Origin of the sequence: Enterobacter cloacae complex sp. P6RS (assembly GCF_014982245.1) — a bacterium.
Classification (GTDB): Bacteria; Pseudomonadota; Gammaproteobacteria; order Enterobacterales; family Enterobacteriaceae; genus Enterobacter; species Enterobacter bugandensis.
Window position 1 is genome coordinate 373,010 of sequence record NZ_JADCLB010000018.1, and the last position, 20,167, is coordinate 393,176.

Here is a 20,167-nt window from a genome sequence, read left to right on the forward strand (position 1 = left end):
AAAAAATAAACAGTGGGTGAAGTCAATTACCCCACGAAAAATCAAAATGGCATTTCAACTTACTCCCCACCAGGCTGAACTTAGCTGAAACTGGTTTGCTGAAGTTCAGCAAAATTCAGCTGAACGCAGAAGAAATGTGCAGTATCTCTAAATTCTGATATCGGAAATACGACATTTCTTGCAAGCCATTGCAGAAAGCGCAAGACTTTTTGAAACGTTTCAGCGCTATCTTGTTTTAACAAACGGAGCAGGCTAGCGCATTTTTTCTCATGTAAGCTGAAACGATTCACTTTCAGCAGGAGAGGAGAACCATGTTCCAGTTATCTGTTCAGGATATTCACCCGGGCGCTCAGGCCGGGGATAAAGAAGAGGCTATTCGTCAGGTTGCCGCTGCCCTTGTGCAGGCGGGTAACGTCGCGGACGGCTACGTAAACGGTATGCTGGCGCGCGAGCAGCAGACCTCCACCTTCCTCGGCAATGGCATTGCCATTCCGCACGGCACAACCGACACCCGCGACCAGGTGCTGAAAACCGGCGTTAAGGTCTATCAGTTCCCGCAGGGCGTGCTCTGGGGCGACGGCCAGGTGGCTTATGTTGCTATCGGTATCGCGGCGAGCAGCGACGAACACTTAGGCCTGCTGCGTCAGCTGACGCATGTCCTGAGCGATGACTCCGTGGCGGAACAGCTGAAGTCAGCAACAACCGCTGAAGAGCTGCGGGCGTTGCTGATGGGCGAAAAACAGAGTGAAGCGCTGAAGCTGGATAACGACACGCTGACGCTGGATGTTGTGGCCTCCGATCTGGTCACGCTGCAGGCGCTGAACGCGGGTCGCCTGAAAGAAGCGGGTGCCGCTGATGCCACCTTTGTGACGCGCGTGATTAACGATAAACCGCTGAATCTCGGCCAGGGCATCTGGCTGAACGACAGCGCTGAAGGCAACCTGCGCAGCGCAATTGCAGTGAGCCGCGCCGCCACCGCGTTCGACGTTGAGGGCGAGACAGCAGCCATGCTGGTGACCGTGGCGATGAACGATGAGCAGCCGGTTTCGGTGCTGAAGCGTCTGGGCGATCTGCTGCTGAACAATAAAGCTGAAAAACTGCTGAACGCCGATGCGGCGACCGTGCTGGCGCTGCTGACCAGCGACGACGCGCTAACGGACGACGTGCTGAACGCCGAGTTCGTGGTGCGCAACGAACACGGCCTGCATGCCCGTCCGGGCACCATGCTGGTCAACACCATTAAACAATTTGAAAGCGAGATTACCGTGACCAACCTGGATGGTTCGGGCAAACCGGCCAACGGCCGTAGCCTGATGAAAGTCGTCGCGCTGGGCGTGAAGAAAGGTCATCGCCTGCGCTTCACCGCGCAGGGCGCAGATGCTGAACAGGCGCTGAAAGCAATTGGCGACGCCATCGCGGCAGGTCTGGGGGAGGGCGCATAATGAGCAGACGTGTTGCGACTATTACGCTGAACCCGGCTTATGACCTGGTGGGGTTTTGCCCGGAAATTGAGCGCGGCGAAGTTAATCTCGTGCGTACCACTGGCCTGCATGCTGCGGGCAAAGGGATTAACGTCGCGAAGGTGCTCAAGGATCTCGGTATCGACGTCACCGTAGGCGGATTCCTCGGTAAAGATAACCAGGATGGCTTCCAGCAGCTGTTCAGCGAGCTGGGCATTGCCAACCGTTTCCAGGTTGTGCAGGGCCGTACCCGCATCAACGTTAAGCTGACGGAAAAAGACGGCGAAGTGACCGATCTTAACTTCTCAGGTTTCGAAGTGACGCCAGCTGACTGGGAGCGCTTTGTTACCGACTCCCTGACCTGGCTGGGCCAGTTCGACATGGTGTGCGTCAGCGGCAGCCTGCCGTCCGGCGTCAGCCCGGAAGCGTTTACCGACTGGATGACGCGCCTGCGCAGCCAGTGCCCGTGCATTATCTTCGACAGCAGCCGCGATGCGCTGGTGGCGGGGCTGAAAGCGTCTCCATGGCTGGTGAAGCCAAACCGCCGCGAGCTGGAGATCTGGGCAGGCCGCAAGCTGCCGGAATTAAAAGATGTGATTGAGGCCGCCCATGCGCTGCGCGAGCAGGGTATTGCTCACGTGGTAATCTCGCTGGGTGCAGAAGGGGCGTTGTGGGTTAACGCTTCAGGTGAATGGATTGCCAAACCGCCGTCAATGGAAGTAGTGAGCACCGTTGGCGCAGGGGATTCTATGGTTGGCGGCCTGATTTACGGCCTGCTGATGCGTGAATCCAGTGAACATACGTTACGTCTTGCCACCGCCGTTGCAGCCCTGGCCGTGAGCCAGAGCAATGTCGGTATTACCGATCGTACCCAGTTAGCCGCGATGATGGCGCGCGTTGACTTAAAACCTTTTAACTAACAGCAGGAGAGGAATAATGAAAACGCTGCTGATCATTGACTCCGGTCTCGGACAGGCTCGCGCCTACATGGCGAAGACCCTGCTGGGCGCGGCGGCACAAAAAGCACACCTGGACATCATTGATAACCCAGGCGATGCCGAACTGGCGATTGTCCTGGGCGATAAAATTCCCGCTGACAGCGCGCTGAACGGCAAAAAAGTGTGGCTGGGCGATATTAATCGCGCGGTGGCACACCCGGAACTGTTCCTGAGCGAAGCGAAAGGTCACGCGACCGTCTACAGCGCGCCTGTCGCGGCGGCTCCTGCTGCGGCCTCGGGTCCGAAACGCGTTGTCGCGGTCACGGCCTGCCCGACGGGCGTGGCGCACACCTTTATGGCGGCTGAAGCCATTGAAACCGAAGCGAAAAAACGCGGCTGGTGGGTGAAGGTTGAAACCCGTGGCTCCGTGGGGGCGGGCAATGCCATTACGCCGGAAGAGGTCGCTGAGGCCGATCTGGTGATTGTGGCGGCAGATATCGAAGTGGATCTGGCGAAATTTGCCGGCAAACCGATGTACCGCACCTCTACCGGCCTGGCGCTGAAAAAGACCGCGCAGGAGTTTGATAAGGCCCTGGCAGAAGCCAAACCGTATCAGGCCACCGGCGCAGTAAAAACGCCGACCGAAGGTAAAAAAGAGTCTGCGGGCGCATACCGTCACCTGCTGACAGGCGTGTCCTACATGCTGCCGATGGTGGTTGCGGGCGGCCTGTGTATCGCACTGTCGTTCGCGTTTGGTATTACGGCATTTAAAGAAGAAGGGACGCTTGCGGCTGCGCTGATGCAGATCGGCGGCGGTTCAGCGTTCGCGCTGATGGTGCCGGTGCTGGCGGGCTTTATCGCTTTCTCCATCGCTGACCGTCCGGGTCTGACCCCGGGTCTTATCGGCGGTATGCTGGCAGTGAGCACCGGCTCCGGCTTTATTGGCGGTATCATCGCCGGTTTCCTCGCGGGTTACGTCGCGAAGCTGATTAGCTCGAAGCTGAAGCTGCCGCAGAGTATGGAGGCGCTGAAGCCAATCCTGATCATTCCGCTCATCTCCAGCCTGGTGGTCGGTCTGGCGATGATCTACCTGATTGGTAAGCCGGTTGCGGGTATCCTGGCGGGCCTGACCCACTGGCTGCAAACCATGGGCACGGCGAACGCGGTGCTGCTGGGCGCAATCCTCGGCGGCATGATGTGTACCGACATGGGTGGCCCGGTGAACAAAGCGGCATACGCCTTTGGCGTTGGCCTGCTGAGTACCCAGACTTACGCGCCGATGGCGGCGATCATGGCGGCCGGTATGGTGCCACCGCTGGCGCTTGGCCTGGCGACGATTATTGCCCGTCGTAAGTTCGACAAAGCGCAACAGGAAGGCGGTAAAGCGGCGCTGGTGCTGGGCCTGTGCTTCATCACCGAAGGTGCGATTCCGTTCGCGGCGCGTGACCCAATGCGTGTTCTGCCGTGCTGTATCGTCGGCGGCGCGGTAACGGGTGCCATCTCCATGGCGATTGGCGCGAAGCTGATGGCACCGCACGGCGGTCTGTTCGTCCTGCTGATCCCTGGCGCCATCACCCCGGTACTGGGTTATCTGCTGGCGATTGTTGCCGGTACGCTGGTGGCAGGCCTGTCTTACGCGGTGCTGAAACGTCCGGAAGCGGAAGTTGTGGCAAAAGCAGCGTAAGCACTAAGAAATAAAAAAGCCGGGTGCTAATGCAACCCGGCTTTTTTTATGCCGCCTGTTCTGCGGTTTGCTGAGCCTTCAGCCAGGCAATCTCCTCCGCCCAGATATCCGGATTGATGGTTTCCAGCACCATCGGAATACCGTCGAAGCGGGCGTCCTGCATAATAAAGCGGAAGGCATCGTGACCGATATTGCCTTCGCCCAGGCTGTGGTGGCGGTCAACGCGGCTGCCGAACGCGCTTTTCGCATCGTTCAGGTGCATACCGCGAAGATATTTAAAGCCAACAACGCGCTCGAACTCCTCGAAAGTATTTTTCGTGGCCTCGGTGGTGCGCAGGTCATACCCGGCGGCAAACGCGTGGCAGGTATCAATGCATACGCCCACGCGAGACTTATCTTCCACGCCGTCAATGATTGCCGCCAGATGTTCAAACCTAAAGCCGAGGTTGCTGCCCTGACCAGCCGTGTTTTCAATCACTGCGGTGACGCCTTTGGTCTTATCCAGCGTCATGTTGATGGATTCGGCAATGCGCGCCAGACAGGCATCTTCATCAATCTGCATCAGATGACTACCCGGATGGAAGTTCAGCAGCGTCAGCCCGAGCTGTTCGCAGCGCTGCACTTCATCAAGGAACGCCTCGCGGGACTTATCCAGCGCTTCCTGCACCGGATGCCCGAGGTTAATCAGATAGCTGTCGTGGGGAAGGATCTGGCCCGGCCCGTAATGGTATTTTTCACAGGCGGCTTTGAAATCGTCAATGACCTCAGCGGTGAGCGGCGCGGCGCGCCACTGGCGCTGGTTTTTGGTGAACAGGGCGAAAGCGGTCGCCTCGATTTCGGCGGCGCGAATGGCGGCATTCGCCAGGCCACCTGCAGCGCTGACGTGCGCTCCAACGTATTTCATAAAAAAACTCCTGTTAACCCGAAACGCTTATGATAGCGGGTTAACAGGAGAAGGACGAGATGGTTTATGCCATCAGGCTGTGCACGGCGAGGTTAATCGCACCGCCGCCGACAATCAGCCAGATGAAGAGCACCAACGCCATCAGCAGCGGCTTCGCACCGGCTTTTTTCAGCGCGCTGACGTGCGTGGTCACCCCCAGCGCCGCCATCGCCATCGCCAGCAGCACCGTATCCAGCGTCACCAGCATCTCCACTACCGCTTTTGGCAGCAGGTGGAAGGAGTTAAAGATAGCGACCACGATGAACAGGATCGCAAACCACGGAATGGTGATTTTGCTCTTCTCGCTGCCGCCAGCCGGTGCCAGCTGTTTAACACGGGCCGCGAGGAAAATCAGGAACGGGGCCAGCATCATCACGCGCAGCATTTTGGCAATGACCGCCGCGTTTTCCGCTTCCGGGTTAATGGCGTGACCTGCCGCCACCACCTGCGCCACTTCGTGCATGGTTGAGCCAATATAGATGCCGTAGGTTTCCGGGCTAAACCAGTGCGCCACCAGCGGGTACATGGCCGGATACAGGAAGATCGCCAGTGTACCGAAGATAACCACCGTCGCGACCGCCACCGTCACTTTACTGGCTTCGGCTTTAACGACGGGTTCTGTTGCCAGCACTGCCGCCGCGCCGCAGATGCTGCTGCCTGCGCCGATTAACCAGCTGGTTTGCTTATCCAGGCCAAACACTTTCTGACCGATAAAGCACGCCAGTAAAAAGGTGCTGGTCAGCGTCAGGACGTCAATGGCAATCCCGCTGACGCCCACGTCCGCAATCTGCGAAAAGGTGAGACGGAAGCCGTAAAGGATAATCCCGAGACGTAATAAATGCTGCTTGGCGAAAATCACGCCGCCGTCGCAGGATTTCCAGATGTGGGGGTAAACGGTGTTCCCGACTACCATGCCGAGCAAAATGGCCAGCGTTAACGCGCTGAACCCTGCACCGGCCACTGCCGGAATACTGCCGCCCCATAAGGCCACGCCGGTGACGACGGCGCTGAGCGCAAGGCCGGGCACGAAGTGCCACACTGTACGATGATGTTGTAAGGTGATTTCTGACATAACCTTCTCCTTTGTCTGGCTAAAGGTTACGGCGCGCTGGCTTAAAAATAAAATTGATTATATATTTATAATCAATCTTTATAAGTGGTAAGCAACCATGCACATTACATTGCGTCAGCTGGAAGTGTTTGCCGAGGTGCTGAAAAGCGGCTCGACGACCCAGGCGTCACAAATGCTGGCGCTCTCGCAGTCTGCCGTCAGCGCGGCGTTGACCGATCTCGAAGGCCAGCTGGGCGTCCAGCTGTTTGACAGGGTAGGGAAGCGACTGGTGGTCAACGAACATGGCCGCCTGCTTTACCCGCGCGCGCTGGCGCTGCTGGAGCAGGCTATTGAAATCGAGCAGCTGTTCCGCGAGGACAACGGCGCGATCCGCGTATTTGCCAGCAGCACCATCGGCAACTACATCCTGCCGGAAGTGATTGCCCGCTACCGCCGGGATTTCCCGACCCTGCCGCTGGAGTTGAGCGTGGGTAACAGCCAGGACGTGATCAACGCGGTGATTGATTTCCGCGTGGATATCGGACTTATCGAAGGTCCTTGCCACAACGTCGATATCATTGCCGAGCCCTGGCTGGAGGATGAGCTGGTGGTGTTTGCGTCTCCGGCCTCGTCGTTATTGCAGGGCGAGGTGACGCTGGAGCGGCTGGCGCAGGCGCAGTGGATCCTCCGCGAGCAGGGTTCCGGCACGCGCGAGATTGTCGACTACCTGCTGCTGTCGCATCTGCCGCATTTCCAGCTGGGAATGGAGCTGGGAAACTCAGAGGCGATTAAGCACGCGGTGCGTCATGGCCTGGGCATCAGCTGTCTTTCCCGGCGGGTGATTGCCGAACAGCTGGAGACCGGATCGCTGGTGGAAATCCCCGTTCCGCTGCCAAAACTGGTGCGCACGCTGTGGTGCATCCACCATCGTCAGAAACACCTGTCCAGTTCGCTGCAGCGTTTTCTGCGCTACTGCGAGATGTAAAAGCGCCCCTCACCCCAAAGGGGAGAGGGAAAAATAATGCGTTACTTATAATCCTGGACGCGTCATGAAGCTCTCTTATAACAGGGTATTTCTGCCGGAAGGAACGCAGATCGTCTGCTACAATCGCGCCTCATTTATTAAATGGACAGCATTTTCACATGGTTTCAGAAACTAAAACCACAGAAGCGCCCACGCTACGTCGTGAACTCAAGGCGCGTCACCTGACGATGATCGCCATTGGCGGCTCTATCGGTACAGGTCTTTTCGTTGCCTCTGGCGCAACGATTTCGGCAGCCGGCCCGGGTGGGGCATTATTCTCTTATATCCTGATTGGCCTGATGGTTTATTTCCTGATGACCAGCCTGGGCGAACTGGCGGCATACATGCCGGTGTCAGGTTCGTTTTCGACCTACGGACAAAAATACGTTGAGGAAGGCTTCGGCTTCGCGCTGGGCTGGAACTACTGGTACAACTGGGCCGTCACCATCGCCGTGGACCTCGTCGCCGCGCAGCTGGTGATGACCTGGTGGTTCCCGGACACGCCGGGCTGGATCTGGAGCGCCCTGTTCCTCGCCGTCATCTTCCTGCTGAACTACATCTCCGTGCGCGGCTTTGGCGAAGCGGAATACTGGTTCTCATTGATCAAAGTGGCAACCGTCATCATCTTTATCGTCGTCGGAGTGGCGATGATCGTGGGTATTTTCAAAGGGGCTGAACCTGCGGGCTGGAGTAACTGGACCATCGGCGACGCGCCGTTTGCCGGGGGCTTCTCGGCGATGATTGGCGTGGCGATGATTGTCGGCTTCTCCTTCCAGGGCACGGAGCTGATTGGTATCGCGGCCGGTGAATCCGAAAACCCGGAGAAGAACATTCCGCGCGCGGTGCGTCAGGTGTTCTGGCGTATCCTGCTGTTCTACGTGTTCGCTATTTTGATTATCAGCCTGATCATTCCGTATACCGATCCAAGCCTGCTGCGTAACGACGTGAAAGACATCAGCGTCAGCCCGTTCACCCTGGTCTTCCAGCACGCGGGCCTGCTCTCAGCGGCGGCGGTAATGAATGCGGTGATCCTGACGGCGGTGCTGTCGGCGGGTAACTCCGGCATGTACGCCTCCACCCGTATGCTTTATACCCTGGCCTGCGACGGCAAAGCGCCGCGCATTTTCTCGAAACTGTCCCGCGGCGGCGTACCGCGCAACGCGCTGTATGCCACCACGGTGATTGCCGGCCTGTGCTTCCTGACCTCCATGTTCGGCAACCAGACGGTGTACCTGTGGCTGCTTAACACCTCCGGGATGACGGGCTTTATCGCCTGGCTGGGCATTGCCATCAGCCACTACCGTTTCCGTCGCGGCTACGTCATGCAGGGTCATGACCTGAATAACCTGCCGTACCGTTCAGGGTTCTTCCCGCTGGGGCCGATTTTCGCCTTCGTTCTGTGCCTGATCATTACTCTGGGTCAGAACTATGAGGCCTTCCTTGCGGACACCATTGACTGGGGTGCCGTCACGGCGACCTATATTGGTATTCCGCTGTTCCTGATCATCTGGTTTGGCTACAAACTGACGAAAGGAACCCGCTTCGTTCGCTACAGTGAAATGGATTTCCCGGAACGATTTAAACAATAACCGCGCTTCCTCTCTTTCAGCCCGCTCAACCGAGCGGGCTTTTTTATGGGCAGATCAGAAGCTGTAGGTCATGCCAACCGTATAGCGACGCCCGTCCAGCACGGTGTCATACGTGTCGTAGTCAATCTGCTTATCCAGCACGTTATACACACCGGCGGTAACCAGCAGGTTTTTGTTCGCGTTGTAGCGCAGACCGACATCAACCTGAGTGTAGGACGGTGTGCCCTGGGACATTGACGTGCGGCTCAGGTACTCAGACGTTTTACCGCGAAGGTTAAGACGGCTCCAGAAACCTACGTCGGGCGTCGCCTGCCAGTCCAGGGTGGTGTTGAACATGTGCTTCGGCATCTTGTTCAGCGGCTTGCCTGAGAACTGACCGCTCTTCTGCTCAGATTCGGTATAGGTATAGTTTGCGGTCCAGTTTACATCGCGCGAGATTTTCCAGCCGAAGGAGGACTCCACGCCGCGCATGTTGGCTTTGTCCACGTTAACGCGGTCGCTCACGAAATCATAGCTGTGATCGCCAATCGTACAGGCGGGATCGGCGCTGCTGTTACAGCGGCGAACTTCCGTAATCTTGTCCTTGAAGTCGGTATTAAACAGCGTCACGCCGGCATTCAGGTTATCGTTGTTATCCCAGAGCAGGGCGAGCTCTTCGCTCAGGCTCTTCTCTGGTTTCAGATCCGGGTTGCCAACGATGATACCGTCAAGACGGCCGCCACCCGTTACCTGGCCCCAACTGGCAGACGACTGCCGCAGATCCGGCGCACGATAGCCAGCCGAAACCCCGCCTTTCAACGTCCAGTGATCGGCCAGGTGCCATACGCCGTAACCGCGCGGCGTCCAGTTCGTCCCGTAGTTTTGGTCTTTGTCCATACGCAGGCCGCCGGTCAATGTAAAGCTTTCCGTCATTGACCATTCATCTTCGGCAAACAGGGCCCAGCTCCAGCGCGTCAGTTTGTTCAGGCCGTCCGCAGCTTCCAGCTGATTGCCCTCGTCGCGCAGTTTCTCATACCGATACTGCCCGCCGAGGGTCAACGTATGATCGCCGAGGAAAATCTGGTTCTGGTTGTTGAAGGTGGTGTTATACGAGCGCATTTTGCGACCTGGATTATTGGTCTCTTCCTGCTGGATATAGCTGGTGGTATTGAAGTCGTCGTAATACCCGCTGTGGGTTAAGGAGTAAGTTGTGTGCTCATAGCGTGAGTCGCTTTTAGTATTTGGCTTACAGGTCGTTCCCCGGCAGGTTTCAGCCGCTTTCGACATCCCTGGCGTGCTGTTTCTGTCCTGAAGCTCGCGAGCAAAATCAAGATCGAAATCGTTCTTCTCATCCGGGGTGAAGTTCAGGGTAATGCCACCGTTACGCATTTTCTGCTCGTTATACCCGTTCACGATTTTATCTTCGGCGCGGCGTGACAACAGCCCCGTCACTTTTGCGCCAAGCAGACCGTCAATCAGGGGACCAGAAGCGTAGGCGTTGGTCTGGAAGATATCGCCGGAATCATGGTTTTCCTGGAAGGTTGCATCGCCGTGCAACGAACCGGTCCAGGCTTTAGTGTTTGAGACTTTTTTGGTAATGACGTTGATGACGCCACCCATCGCATCGGAGCCGTAAAGTGAGGACATCGGGCCGCGTATAACCTCAATGCGCTCAATGGACTCCAGCGGCGGCAGCCAGCCTTGTTCAATACCCGAGTTGTCGCTGTTTGGGCGGGTGCTTCGCGTACTGACGCGTTTGCCGTTCACGAGGAACAAGGTGTACTGAGATGCCATGCCGCGAATGCTGATATCACTGCTACTCCCGCCGCCGGTGACGACCACACCCGGGACGTCTCTCAGGGCATCGGTAACATCACGGTAGGCTTTATCTTCAATCTGCTGTTTCGAAATAACAGAGATGGAGGCGGGGGCATTCTGGATCTTTTGTTCAAAACCCGTCGCGGTGACGACAACGGTGTCCTGATCGGCTGCGTGAACGAGAGGGGTGAATGTGGCAGCGCCAACGGCGACGGCCAGGAGCTTAATGCGGGGTATTGTCATTTGTACATTCCGTATAAAAATGAATAAAACTCCATCGGGATAACCCTGAGAACTGTATGTTTTTGTCTTTTAAGAACTCTTTAAGATGGAGAAGAGCCTGGAATTGTACAAAAGAATGAAGAATTGTAAACACAAATGATAATTGAAATCATTTGTGTTTGAAGGGAGTGAAAGGAAACCAGCCTGGATTCAAGCGGATAGAACTATGTAAATGAGGGGGAGGGGAAAGGCCCGGTATGCAGGAGGCTACCGGGCAAAAAGGCTGAACTTACCTGAACAGATGTTCCGCATGGAAGCGGAGATGATCTTCAATAAAGGACGCCATAAAGTAATAGCTGTGGTCATACCCGGGCTGAATGCGCAGCGTCAGCGGCCAGTCCTTCTGGCGCGCCGCTTCAGCCAGAACCGCAGGCTGTAACTGTCCGGCGAGGAACTGATCCGCATCACCCTGGTCGATAAGCATCGGAATCGCATCTTCCGTCCGGCTTGCCAGCATCAGCGCGCAGCTGTCCCATTCCTGCCATTTCTCTTCATCTTTACCCAGATAGTTTGTGAAAGCTTTTTGTCCCCACGGCACCTGCGTTGGGTTCACAATCGGCGCAAACGCAGAGACGCTGGTGTATTTCCCCGGGTTTTTCAGCGCCATGATTAACGCCCCGTGCCCGCCCATGGAGTGCCCGCTGATGGCGCAGCGGTCGCTCACCGTAAATTCGGCCTTAATCAGCGCTGGCAGCTCGTCGCGAATGTAGTCATACATGCGGTAATGGCTCGCCCACGGCTGCTCGGTGGCGTTGAGATAAAATCCGGCACCTTTGCCCAGATCGTACCCGGCATCGTCCGCCACATCATCGCCGCGTGGGCTGGTGTCGGGCATCACCAGCGCAATGCCCAGCTCGGCCGCAATACGCTGCGCGCCCGCTTTGGTAGTGAAGTTTTCGTCATTACACGTCAGTCCTGAAAGCCAGAACAGAACCGGCGGGTTTTCCGTCGGGGGCAGGAAAATGCTGAACGTCATGGCACAGTTCAGCGTGGTGGAGTCGTGCCGCCAGCGCTGCTGTCGACCTTCAAAACAACGGTGCTCTTCGAGCAGTTCCATGCAGGGCTCCTTAATGAGAATAGCTATTCATTAGAGCCATAATACAGCGTTTTCATTTACCTGTGAGCAACTTTCACTTTCGCGGAGCGGCGAGATGCTGCATCATAAATTTACTTTTCTTTAACAATTGGAGCGGTCATGGCGCTGCGTATTGCGCTTAGTGGGTTTGTCGTTCTGGTGGTGGCGATGGGGATAGGGCGCTTCGCCTTTACGCCTCAGGTGCCGCTGATGATTGCCGCCGGGCAACTCACGCTCACCAGCGCAGGTCTGGTGGCGGCGATGAATTATCTGGGCTATCTGGTGGGCGCATGGGATGCCATGCGGGCGCACCGCTTTGTTGAAACGCGACTCTGGCTTGGCATCACCGGTGCGGTTGCGCTGACCTTGCTCTCCGCCGCCGCGGATAACGCCGTTGTGCACGGCCTGCTGCGCTTTGTGATTGGCTGCATGAGCGGCTGGTCAATGGTGCTGATTGCCGCCTGGAGCAACGAGCGGCTGGGGCAGTTGGGTAAACCGGGGCTCAGTGCCGCCGTGTTTGCCGGTCCTGGCGCGGGCATCGCCCTGAGCGGCCTGCTCGCGGTCTATATTCAGGCTAAATCCCTTTCGGCCGGTGCGGCGTGGCAAATCTACGGCGTGCTGGCGCTGGTATTGGTCGCGCTGGTGGCGCGCTATCTGCCGCGTTCCGGACAGCTTCATCGACCCGGCAGCGCGCCAGAGCCGCTGTTGCTGACGACGGATCTCAAGCGCCTGGTCTGGAGCTACAGCCTGGCGGGATTTGGCTATATCCTTCCGGCGACCTTCCTTTCGCAAATGGCGGCGGTGCGTTTTCCCGGCAGCCTGTTTGCCCAGTTTGTCTGGCCGATTTTTGGTGCCGCGGCCGTGGTGGGGATTGCGCTCAGCATTCTTTTGCGCCACACCTCAACGGCTAACCGCAGGCTGGCGATAGTGCTGTGGTTACAGGGGGCGGGCGTGCTGGCGGCCTGGCTGCTGCCGGGCATTGGCGGCTTGCTGACGGGCGGGCTGCTGGTCGGCGGCGGGTTCCTCTGCGCGGTGCAGCTCTCTCTTTTATACGGCCGCGAACTGGCACCGAACCACACGCGCTATATGGCGGGGCTGCTCACCACCGGGTATGCCATCGGGCAATTGGTGGGGCCGGTGACCTCGGCGTTATCAACCTGGCTAACCCACCGGCTGGAGCCTGCGCTGGGGCTGGCTGGCGTTGCGCTGTTTGTCGCGGGTGCCCTGGTCTGGAATCGCCACGCTGAAAGGCAACAGCAATTGCAATAATTATCGTCGTGAATACTGGATTATGTGCGTCGCCTCACGCACAATGAGCGCATACTTTTGCCACAACGAGGGCGAAAGACGCCACACCTGCAGGAGAACAAAATGTCATCACTCAGTAAAGAAGCTGCCCTGGTCCACGAAGCCCTGCTCGCGCGCGGTCTTGAAACGCCACTGCGTCCGCCCGTTCAGGATATGGACAATGAAACCCGTAAAAGATTGATTTCCGGGCATATGACCGAGATCATGCAACTGCTGAATCTCGATCTGAGCGATGACAGCCTGATGGAGACGCCCAAGCGTATCGCGAAAATGTACGTTGACGAAATTTTCTCCGGACTGGATTACGCCAACTTCCCGAAAATTACCGTCATCGAAAACAAGATGAAGGTGGATGAGATGGTGACGGTTCGAGATATTACGCTGACCAGCACCTGCGAGCACCATTTCGTGACCATCGACGGTAAAGCGACCGTGGCGTATATCCCGAAAGACACGGTGATTGGCCTGTCGAAGATCAACCGTATCGTGCAGTTCTTCGCGCAGCGCCCCCAGGTGCAGGAGCGTCTGACGCAGCAGATCCTGATCGCGCTGCAAACGCTGCTGGGTACCAATAACGTGGCGGTCTCTATTGATGCGGTGCACTACTGCGTGAAAGCGCGCGGCGTGCGTGATGCGACCAGTGCGACCACCACCACCTCGCTGGGCGGCCTGTTTAAATCGAGCCAGAACACCCGTCAGGAGTTCCTGCGCGCCGTGCGTCACCACAACTAATCAGACAGGGCAGGGACCATGGAGCGAAACGTCACGCTCGATTTTGTTCGCGGCGTCGCCATTCTGGGTATCCTGCTGCTGAATATCAGCGCCTTCGGTCTGCCGAAGGCCGCTTACCTCAATCCCGCCTGGTACGGCGACATCACCCGCAGTGATGCCTGGACGTGGGCGATCCTCGACCTGTTTGCCCAGGTTAAATTCCTCACGCTGTTTGCGCTGCTGTTCGGCGCGGGCCTGCAGCTTCTGCTCAAACGCGGCACGCGCTGGATCCAGTCGCGCTTAACGCTGCTGGCAATTCTCGGCTTTATCCACGGCCTGTTCTTCTGGGATGGTGATATTCTTCTCGCTTATGGGTTAGTCGGGCTAATCTGCTGGCGGCTGATTCGCGACGCGCACAGCGTGAAAAGCCTGTTTAACACCGGCGTGATGCTCTATCTCATGGGGCTCGGCGTCCTGCTTTTGCTGGGGCTGATCTCCGGTGACGCGACAAACCGTTCCTGGATCCCGGACGCCGCTAACCTCCAGTACGAGCAGTACTGGAAGCTGAAGGGCGGTACGGAAGCGATAAGCAACCGTGCGGATATGATGGGCGACAATCTGCTTGCCCTGGGGGCGCAATACGGCTGGCAGCTGGCGGGCATGATGCTGATGGGCGCGTCACTGATGCGCACCGGCTGGCTGAAAGGGGAATTCAGCCTGCGTCACTACCGCCGCACCGGCGCGGGGCTGGTCCTGCTGGGCGTGCTGATTAACCTTCCGGCGGTGATGGCGCAGTGGCACCTTCACTGGGATTACCGCTGGTGCGCGTTCCTGCTGCAGGCGCCGCGTGAATTGAGCTCGCCGTTCCAGACCATCGGCTATGCGGCGCTGATCTATGGTTTCTGGCCGCAGCTTTCTCGCCTGTGGATCGTCAGCGCCGTAGCCTGCGTTGGGCGGATGGCGTTAAGCAATTACCTCCTGCAGACGCTGATCTGCACCACGATTTTCTATCGCTTTGGCCTGTTTATGAAATTCGACCGCCTCGGACTACTGGCGTTTGTTATTCCGGTCTGGATAGTAAACCTGGCGTTTTCTGTCATCTGGCTGCGTTATTTCCGCCAGGGACCGCTGGAGTGGGTGTGGCGTCAGTTAACCGCACATGCTTCGGGGGTATCATTGAGTAATACATCCAGATAACGATCTGGATCACAATCATTAACAAAACGGATGTAAGCGTTTTCATGAGTGTGACCTTCTTCACGTAGTCCCCTTTCTCTCGCTGCCAAAATAGCCACCTTGCTAAACACAGGGGGTGTCTGTGAGTTGCTGCAATTCTTTGAAGGATGGTGAATATGATCACCATTCGTGACGTCGCCCGTCTGGCGGGCGTTTCTGTGGCTACCGTCTCCCGCGTGCTGAACAACAGCGCGCTGGTCAGCCCTGAAACCCGTGAAACCGTAATGAAAGCCGTGACCCAGCTCGGGTACCGGCCAAATGCCAACGCGCAGGCGCTGGCAACACAGGTCAGCGATACCATCGGCGTGGTGGTAATGGATGTCTCGGACGCCTTTTTCGGTGCGCTGGTGAAAGCGGTCGATGTGGTCGCCCAGCAGCATCAGAAATACGTGCTGATTGGCAACAGCTATCACGAGGCGGAAAAGGAGCGTTATGCCATTGAAGTGCTGATCCGCCAGCGCTGCAACGCCCTGATTGTTCACTCAAAAGCCTTAAGCGATGAAGAGCTGGTCGGGTTTATGGAGCAGATCCCGGGCATGGTGTTGATCAACCGCATCGTCCCGGGCTATGCCCACCGCTGTGTCGGGCTGGATAACGTCAGCGGCGCCATGATGGCCACCAAAATGCTCATCAATAACGGCCATCAGCGGATCGGCTATCTGGCCTCCAGCCATCACATTGAAGATGACGAGCTGCGGCGTGAGGGGTGGCAAAACGCCCTGAAAGAGCACGGTATTACGCCATCAGAAAGCTGGATTGGCACCGGCACGCCGGATATGCAGGGCGGTGAGGCGGCAATGGTGGAACTGCTGGGCCGCAATCTGCAGCTTTCTGCGGTGTTTGCCTACAACGACAGCATGGCGGCAGGCGCGCTGACTGCGCTAAAGGATAACGGCATTGCGGTGCCACAGCATTTGTCATTGATTGGTTTCGATGATATTCCGATTGCCCGTTACACCGACCCGCAGCTGACTACGGTGCGCTATCCCATTGCTTCTATGGCAAAACTGGCGACCGAGCTGGCGCTACAGGGAGCGGCAGGGCTGCTGGATCCGGGGGCATCTCACTGCTTCATGCCGACGCTGGTGCGTCGTCATTCCGTCGCCGCCCGGCAAATTGTGGTTCCGATCACTAACTGATTACACCAGGTGATGTAACCGTTTTCAATCTGTGAGTAAATTCACAGTATCTTAACAAGGCGCTGACTATGATGTCAGCGTTTTAGGGGCTGAAACGCTATGTAACGGTGATTATTCGCTTTCACCATAGCCAATGTGCCGCAAACAACGAATAAAACGCATTTCTGGAGCGTTACCGACCACGGAAGATAGAAATTTTATAAGTGAACGTCGGCTGTCAGTAACGTTTTATTAACACCTGCCTGCCGATCGTTATTCACAAGAACTACCCTGCATAAAAAACCGGAGATACCATGAATAAGAAGGTGTTGACCCTGTCTGCTGTAATGGCAAGCATGCTTTTTGGTGCAGCAGCGCACGCTGCGGATACCCGTATTGGTGTGACCATCTATAAATACGACGACAACTTCATGTCTGTTGTGCGTAAAGCAATTGAGAAAGATGCGAAAGCAGCGCCAGACGTACAGCTGCTGATGAATGACTCCCAGAACGACCAGTCCAAACAGAACGATCAGATCGACGTTCTGCTGGCTAAAGGCGTTAAGGCCCTGGCGATCAACCTGGTTGACCCGGCTGCAGCAGGCACGGTTATTGAGAAAGCGCGCGGCCAGAACGTGCCAATCGTCTTCTTCAACAAAGAACCTTCCCGTAAAGCGCTGGACAGCTATGACAAAGCGTATTACGTCGGTACTGACTCTAAAGAGTCCGGCATTATTCAGGGCGATCTGATCGCGAAGCACTGGGCGGCGAACCCGAACTGGGACCTGAACAAAGACGGTCAGATTCAGTTCGTGCTGCTGAAAGGCGAGCCTGGCCACCCGGATGCTGAAGCGCGTACCACCTATGTTATCAAAGAGCTGAACGACAAGGGCCTGAAAACCCAGCAGCTGGCGTTAGATACCGCGATGTGGGACACCGCTCAGGCGAAAGATAAGATGGACGCGTGGCTGTCTGGCCCGAACGCGAACAAAATCGAAGTGGTCATTGCCAACAACGATGCGATGGCAATGGGTGCGGTTGAAGCGCTGAAAGCTCACAATAAATCGTCCATCCCGGTATTTGGCGTGGATGCCCTGCCGGAAGCGCTGGCGCTGGTTAAATCTGGCGCGATGGCCGGTACCGTTCTGAACGATGCCAACAACCAGGCGAAAGCGACCTTCGATCTGGCGAAAAACCTCGCCGACGGTAAAGGCGCGGCGGATGGCACCAGCTGGAAAATTGACAACAAAATCGTTCGCGTGCCTTACGTGGGCGTAGACCAGTCCAACCTGGCTGAGTTTATCGGTAAATAAGATCTTTGTTTTGTCTTCACTGGGCGCAATTCGTTGCGCCCTTTTATAACGCGATATGCGAGGCCAACAAGGTATAATTATGGTCAGCACAACTACTCAGTCGTCCGGTGAATACTTGTTGGAAATGACAGGCGTCAACAAGTCCTTCCCCGGTGTTAAGGCACTCGATAATGTTAATTTAAAAGTCCGTCCTCACTCTATTCATGCATTAATGGGGGAGAACGGTGCGGGTAAATCAACGTTATTAAAATGTCTTTTTGGGATCTATCAAAAAGATTCTGGCAGCATTCTTTTTCAGGGGAAAGAGATCGATTTCCATTCAGCGAAAGAAGCGCTGGAAAACGGTATCTCGATGGTTCACCAGGAATTAAACCTGGTACTGCAACGCTCGGTAATGGATAACATGTGGTTGGGACGTTACCCAACCAAAGGTGTGTTTGTCGATCAGGATAAAATGTATCGCGACACCAAAGCGATTTTCGATGAGCTGGATATTGATATCGATCCGCGCGCCCGCGTGGGGACATTATCCGTTTCCCAGATGCAGATGATCGAAATTGCCAAAGCGTTCTCCTATGATGCGAAAATCGTCATCATGGATGAACCCACCTCGTCATTAACGGAAAAAGAGGTTAATCACCTTTTTACCATTATTCGTAAGCTGAAAGAACGCGGCTGCGGCATTGTGTACATCTCGCACAAAATGGAAGAGATCTTCCAGCTGTGCGATGAAATTACCATCCTGCGCGACGGCCAGTGGATTGCCACGCAGCCGCTGGAAGGGCTGGACATGGACAAGATCATCGCCATGATGGTCGGCCGTTCCCTGAACCAGCGCTTCCCGGACAAAGAGAACAAGCCAGGAGAAGTAATCCTGGAAGTGCGCAATCTGACCTCGCTGCGCCAGCCGTCCATCCGCGATGTTTCTTTCGATCTTCACAAAGGCGAAATTCTTGGCATTGCTGGCCTGGTAGGGGCAAAGCGTACCGACATCGTGGAAACCCTGTTTGGCATACGCGAGAAGGCCGACGGCACCATCACGCTGCACGGTAAGAAAATTAACAACCATAATGCCAACGAAGCCATTAATAACGGTTTTGCGTTGGTGACGGAAGAACGCCGTTCGACCGGTATTTATGCTTATCTGGATATTAACTTTAACTCGTTAATCTCTAATATTCGCAATTACAAAAACAAAGTCGGGCTGCTGGATAACTCCCGCATGAAGAGCGATACCCAGTGGGTAATTGACTCCATGCGCGTGAAAACGCCTGGCCACCGTACCCAAATCGGTTCGCTTTCCGGTGGTAACCAGCAAAAAGTGATTATTGGCCGTTGGTTATTAACCCAGCCAGAAATTCTGATGCTGGATGAACCGACGCGCGGTATTGACGTCGGCGCGAAGTTTGAAATTTATCAGCTGATTGCCGAGCTGGCGAAAAAGAATAAAGGGATCATTATTATTTCTTCCGAAATGCCGGAACTGTTAGGGATCACGGACCGTATTCTGGTTATGAGCAATGGTCTCGTTGCCGGTATTGTTGACACCAAAACGACAACGCAAAATGAAATTTTGCGTCTTGCGTCTTTGCACCTTTAAGATCAGGGGCTCCTCATGAGTGCGTTAAATAAAAAAAGTTTTCTCACTTACCTGAAAGAAGGCGGTATTTACGTTGTTCTTTTAGTCCTGCTGGCCATTATTATTTTCCAGGACCCTACGTTCTTAAGCCTGCTGAACCTGAGTAATATTCTGACCCAGTCCTCCGTGCGTATCATCATTGCGCTGGGCGTGGCGGGTCTTATCGTCACCCAGGGGACGGACCTTTCTGCCGGTCGTCAGGTCGGCCTGGCGGCGGTTATTGCGGCAACCCTGCTGCAGTCGATGGAAAACGCCAACAAGGTGTTCCCGGAGATGGCGACCATGCCGATTTTCGTGGTGATCCTGATTGTCTGCGCCATCGGGGCGGTGATTGGTCTGATCAACGGTATTATCATCGCTTACCTGAACGTGACGCCATTTATCACCACTCTGGGTACGATGATCATCGTTTACGGTATCAACTCCCTGTACTACGACTTTGTGGGCGCGTCGCCGATCTCGGGCTTTGACAGCGGCTTCTCCACCTTCACGCAGGGGTTTATCGCGCTGGGCAGCTTCCGCCTGTCGTACATTACCTTCTATGCGCTGATTGCGGTGGCGTTCGTCTGGATCCTGTGGAACAAAACGCGCTTCGGTAAAAACATCTTCGCTATCGGCGGTAACCCGGAAGCGGCGAAAGTGTCCGGGGTAAACGTTGCCCTGAACCTGCTGATGATTTACGCGCTGTCCGGTGTGTTCTACGCCTTCGGCGGGATGCTGGAAGCAGGCCGTATCGGCTCCGCAACGAACAACCTTGGCTTCATGTACGAGCTGGATGCGATTGCGGCCTGCGTGGTCGGCGGCGTCTCCTTCAGCGGCGGGGTGGGTACCGTGCTCGGCGTGGTCACCGGTGTGATCATCTTCACCGTCATCAACTACGGGTTGACCTACATCGGCGTGAACCCGTACTGGCAGTACATCATCAAGGGCGCCATCATTATCTTCGCGGTGGCGCTGGATTCACTGAAGTACGCCCGTAAGAAGTAATCGTCACTCGCC

General features: G+C 56.1%; 16 protein-coding genes. 12 read left to right on the forward strand and 4 right to left on the reverse strand.

Features of this window, described 5'->3' with window-relative positions; all coding sequences use genetic code 11:
• Positions 1-311: 311 nt before the first annotated feature.
• From fruB to fruA, 3 genes are read left to right on the forward strand one after another with little or no spacing between them, the layout of a single operon-like run.
• Positions 312-1,442, forward strand: coding sequence for a fused PTS fructose transporter subunit IIA/HPr protein (fruB, locus tag INF73_RS13120; RefSeq protein ID WP_028013870.1), 1,131 nt, complete (start codon positions 312-314; stop codon positions 1,440-1,442).
• A complete protein-coding gene (gene fruK, locus INF73_RS13125; protein WP_010433510.1) occupies positions 1,442-2,380 on the forward strand; it encodes a 1-phosphofructokinase in 939 nt (312 codons plus the stop codon). Before fruB ends, fruK begins: the two co-directional genes overlap by 1 nt.
• A gap of 16 nt (positions 2,381-2,396) precedes the next feature.
• Positions 2,397-4,082: a PTS fructose transporter subunit IIBC gene (gene fruA / locus INF73_RS13130; protein ID WP_049000371.1), complete on the forward strand. Its 1,686-nt coding sequence runs from the start codon at positions 2,397-2,399 to the stop codon at positions 4,080-4,082.
• A gap of 46 nt (positions 4,083-4,128) precedes the next feature.
• Here the strand turns inward: fruA and nfo are convergent, their stop codons facing one another.
• Together nfo and INF73_RS13140 are read right to left on the reverse strand one after the other, a co-directional pair.
• Positions 4,129-4,986 (reverse strand): deoxyribonuclease IV, encoded by an 858-nt coding sequence (gene nfo / locus INF73_RS13135; protein ID WP_041909003.1) that lies wholly within the window; start codon positions 4,984-4,986, stop codon positions 4,129-4,131.
• A gap of 64 nt (positions 4,987-5,050) precedes the next feature.
• Positions 5,051-6,097: a YeiH family protein gene (locus INF73_RS13140; protein ID WP_028013867.1), complete on the reverse strand. Its 1,047-nt coding sequence runs from the start codon at positions 6,095-6,097 to the stop codon at positions 5,051-5,053.
• Positions 6,098-6,194: 97 nt separating this feature from the next.
• Here INF73_RS13140 and yieE point away from each other — a divergent pair, with 97 nt between their 5' ends.
• The gene (gene yieE / locus INF73_RS13145) at positions 6,195-7,061 is read left to right on the forward strand and encodes a DNA-binding transcriptional regulator YeiE (protein ID WP_028013866.1); all 867 of its coding nucleotides are present in this window, start codon (positions 6,195-6,197) and stop codon (positions 7,059-7,061) included.
• Positions 7,062-7,219: 158 nt separating this feature from the next.
• A complete protein-coding gene (locus tag INF73_RS13150) occupies positions 7,220-8,689 on the forward strand; it encodes an amino acid permease (protein WP_028013865.1) in 1,470 nt (489 codons plus the stop codon).
• A gap of 54 nt (positions 8,690-8,743) precedes the next feature.
• Here INF73_RS13150 and INF73_RS13155 read toward each other — a convergent pair whose 3' ends face one another.
• Both INF73_RS13155 and fghA read right to left on the reverse strand, forming a co-directional pair.
• The gene (locus tag INF73_RS13155; protein WP_028013864.1) at positions 8,744-10,729 is read right to left on the reverse strand and encodes a ligand-gated channel protein; all 1,986 of its coding nucleotides are present in this window, start codon (positions 10,727-10,729) and stop codon (positions 8,744-8,746) included.
• A gap of 268 nt (positions 10,730-10,997) precedes the next feature.
• Positions 10,998-11,825, reverse strand: a complete 828-nt coding sequence (fghA, locus tag INF73_RS13160; RefSeq protein WP_088204793.1) for an S-formylglutathione hydrolase — start codon at positions 11,823-11,825, stop codon at positions 10,998-11,000.
• Between the two features lie 138 nt (positions 11,826-11,963).
• Here fghA and INF73_RS13165 point away from each other — a divergent pair, with 138 nt between their 5' ends.
• From INF73_RS13165 to mglC, 7 genes are all read left to right on the forward strand, one after another.
• Positions 11,964-13,112, forward strand: a complete 1,149-nt coding sequence (locus INF73_RS13165; protein ID WP_045259730.1) for a YbfB/YjiJ family MFS transporter — start codon at positions 11,964-11,966, stop codon at positions 13,110-13,112.
• A gap of 102 nt (positions 13,113-13,214) precedes the next feature.
• A complete protein-coding gene (gene folE / locus INF73_RS13170) occupies positions 13,215-13,883 on the forward strand; it encodes a GTP cyclohydrolase I FolE (RefSeq protein WP_047363083.1) in 669 nt (222 codons plus the stop codon).
• Positions 13,884-13,901: 18 nt separating this feature from the next.
• Positions 13,902-15,059 carry a DUF418 domain-containing protein YeiB gene (gene yeiB / locus INF73_RS13175; RefSeq protein ID WP_049137316.1) on the forward strand — a complete coding sequence of 386 codons (1,158 nt, stop codon included), beginning with the start codon at positions 13,902-13,904 and terminating at the stop codon, positions 15,057-15,059.
• Between the two features lie 155 nt (positions 15,060-15,214).
• Positions 15,215-16,237: an HTH-type transcriptional regulator GalS gene (galS, locus tag INF73_RS13180; protein WP_193541957.1), complete on the forward strand. Its 1,023-nt coding sequence runs from the start codon at positions 15,215-15,217 to the stop codon at positions 16,235-16,237.
• Between the two features lie 293 nt (positions 16,238-16,530).
• Positions 16,531-17,529, forward strand: a complete 999-nt coding sequence (mglB, locus tag INF73_RS13185; RefSeq protein ID WP_014884564.1) for a galactose/glucose ABC transporter substrate-binding protein MglB — start codon at positions 16,531-16,533, stop codon at positions 17,527-17,529.
• Between the two features lie 79 nt (positions 17,530-17,608).
• Positions 17,609-19,129 carry a galactose/methyl galactoside ABC transporter ATP-binding protein MglA gene (gene mglA, locus INF73_RS13190; protein ID WP_028013859.1) on the forward strand — a complete coding sequence of 507 codons (1,521 nt, stop codon included), beginning with the start codon at positions 17,609-17,611 and terminating at the stop codon, positions 19,127-19,129.
• Between the two features lie 15 nt (positions 19,130-19,144).
• A complete protein-coding gene (gene mglC, locus INF73_RS13195) occupies positions 19,145-20,155 on the forward strand; it encodes a galactose/methyl galactoside ABC transporter permease MglC (RefSeq protein WP_013097952.1) in 1,011 nt (336 codons plus the stop codon).
• Positions 20,156-20,167: the final 12 nt, after the last annotated feature.

What these genes read in the sequence shown, in the direction of transcription:
- fruB (WP_028013870.1), top strand. Translation starts at nt 312, where the DNA reads ATGTTCCAGTTATCTGTTCAGGATATTCACCCGGGCGCTCAGGCCGGG.
- fruK (WP_010433510.1), top strand. Translation starts at nt 1,442, where the DNA reads ATGAGCAGACGTGTTGCGACTATTACGCTGAACCCGGCTTATGACCTG.
- fruA (WP_049000371.1), top strand. Translation starts at nt 2,397, where the DNA reads ATGAAAACGCTGCTGATCATTGACTCCGGTCTCGGACAGGCTCGCGCC.
- nfo (WP_041909003.1), bottom strand. Translation starts at nt 4,986, where the DNA reads ATGAAATACGTTGGAGCGCACGTCAGCGCTGCAGGTGGCCTGGCGAAT.
- INF73_RS13140 (WP_028013867.1), bottom strand. Translation starts at nt 6,097, where the DNA reads ATGTCAGAAATCACCTTACAACATCATCGTACAGTGTGGCACTTCGTG.
- yieE (WP_028013866.1), top strand. Translation starts at nt 6,195, where the DNA reads ATGCACATTACATTGCGTCAGCTGGAAGTGTTTGCCGAGGTGCTGAAA.
- INF73_RS13150 (WP_028013865.1), top strand. Translation starts at nt 7,220, where the DNA reads ATGGTTTCAGAAACTAAAACCACAGAAGCGCCCACGCTACGTCGTGAA.
- INF73_RS13155 (WP_028013864.1), bottom strand. Translation starts at nt 10,729, where the DNA reads ATGACAATACCCCGCATTAAGCTCCTGGCCGTCGCCGTTGGCGCTGCC.
- fghA (WP_088204793.1), bottom strand. Translation starts at nt 11,825, where the DNA reads ATGGAACTGCTCGAAGAGCACCGTTGTTTTGAAGGTCGACAGCAGCGC.
- INF73_RS13165 (WP_045259730.1), top strand. Translation starts at nt 11,964, where the DNA reads ATGGCGCTGCGTATTGCGCTTAGTGGGTTTGTCGTTCTGGTGGTGGCG.
- folE (WP_047363083.1), top strand. Translation starts at nt 13,215, where the DNA reads ATGTCATCACTCAGTAAAGAAGCTGCCCTGGTCCACGAAGCCCTGCTC.
- yeiB (WP_049137316.1), top strand. Translation starts at nt 13,902, where the DNA reads ATGGAGCGAAACGTCACGCTCGATTTTGTTCGCGGCGTCGCCATTCTG.
- galS (WP_193541957.1), top strand. Translation starts at nt 15,215, where the DNA reads ATGATCACCATTCGTGACGTCGCCCGTCTGGCGGGCGTTTCTGTGGCT.
- mglB (WP_014884564.1), top strand. Translation starts at nt 16,531, where the DNA reads ATGAATAAGAAGGTGTTGACCCTGTCTGCTGTAATGGCAAGCATGCTT.
- mglA (WP_028013859.1), top strand. Translation starts at nt 17,609, where the DNA reads ATGGTCAGCACAACTACTCAGTCGTCCGGTGAATACTTGTTGGAAATG.
- mglC (WP_013097952.1), top strand. Translation starts at nt 19,145, where the DNA reads ATGAGTGCGTTAAATAAAAAAAGTTTTCTCACTTACCTGAAAGAAGGC.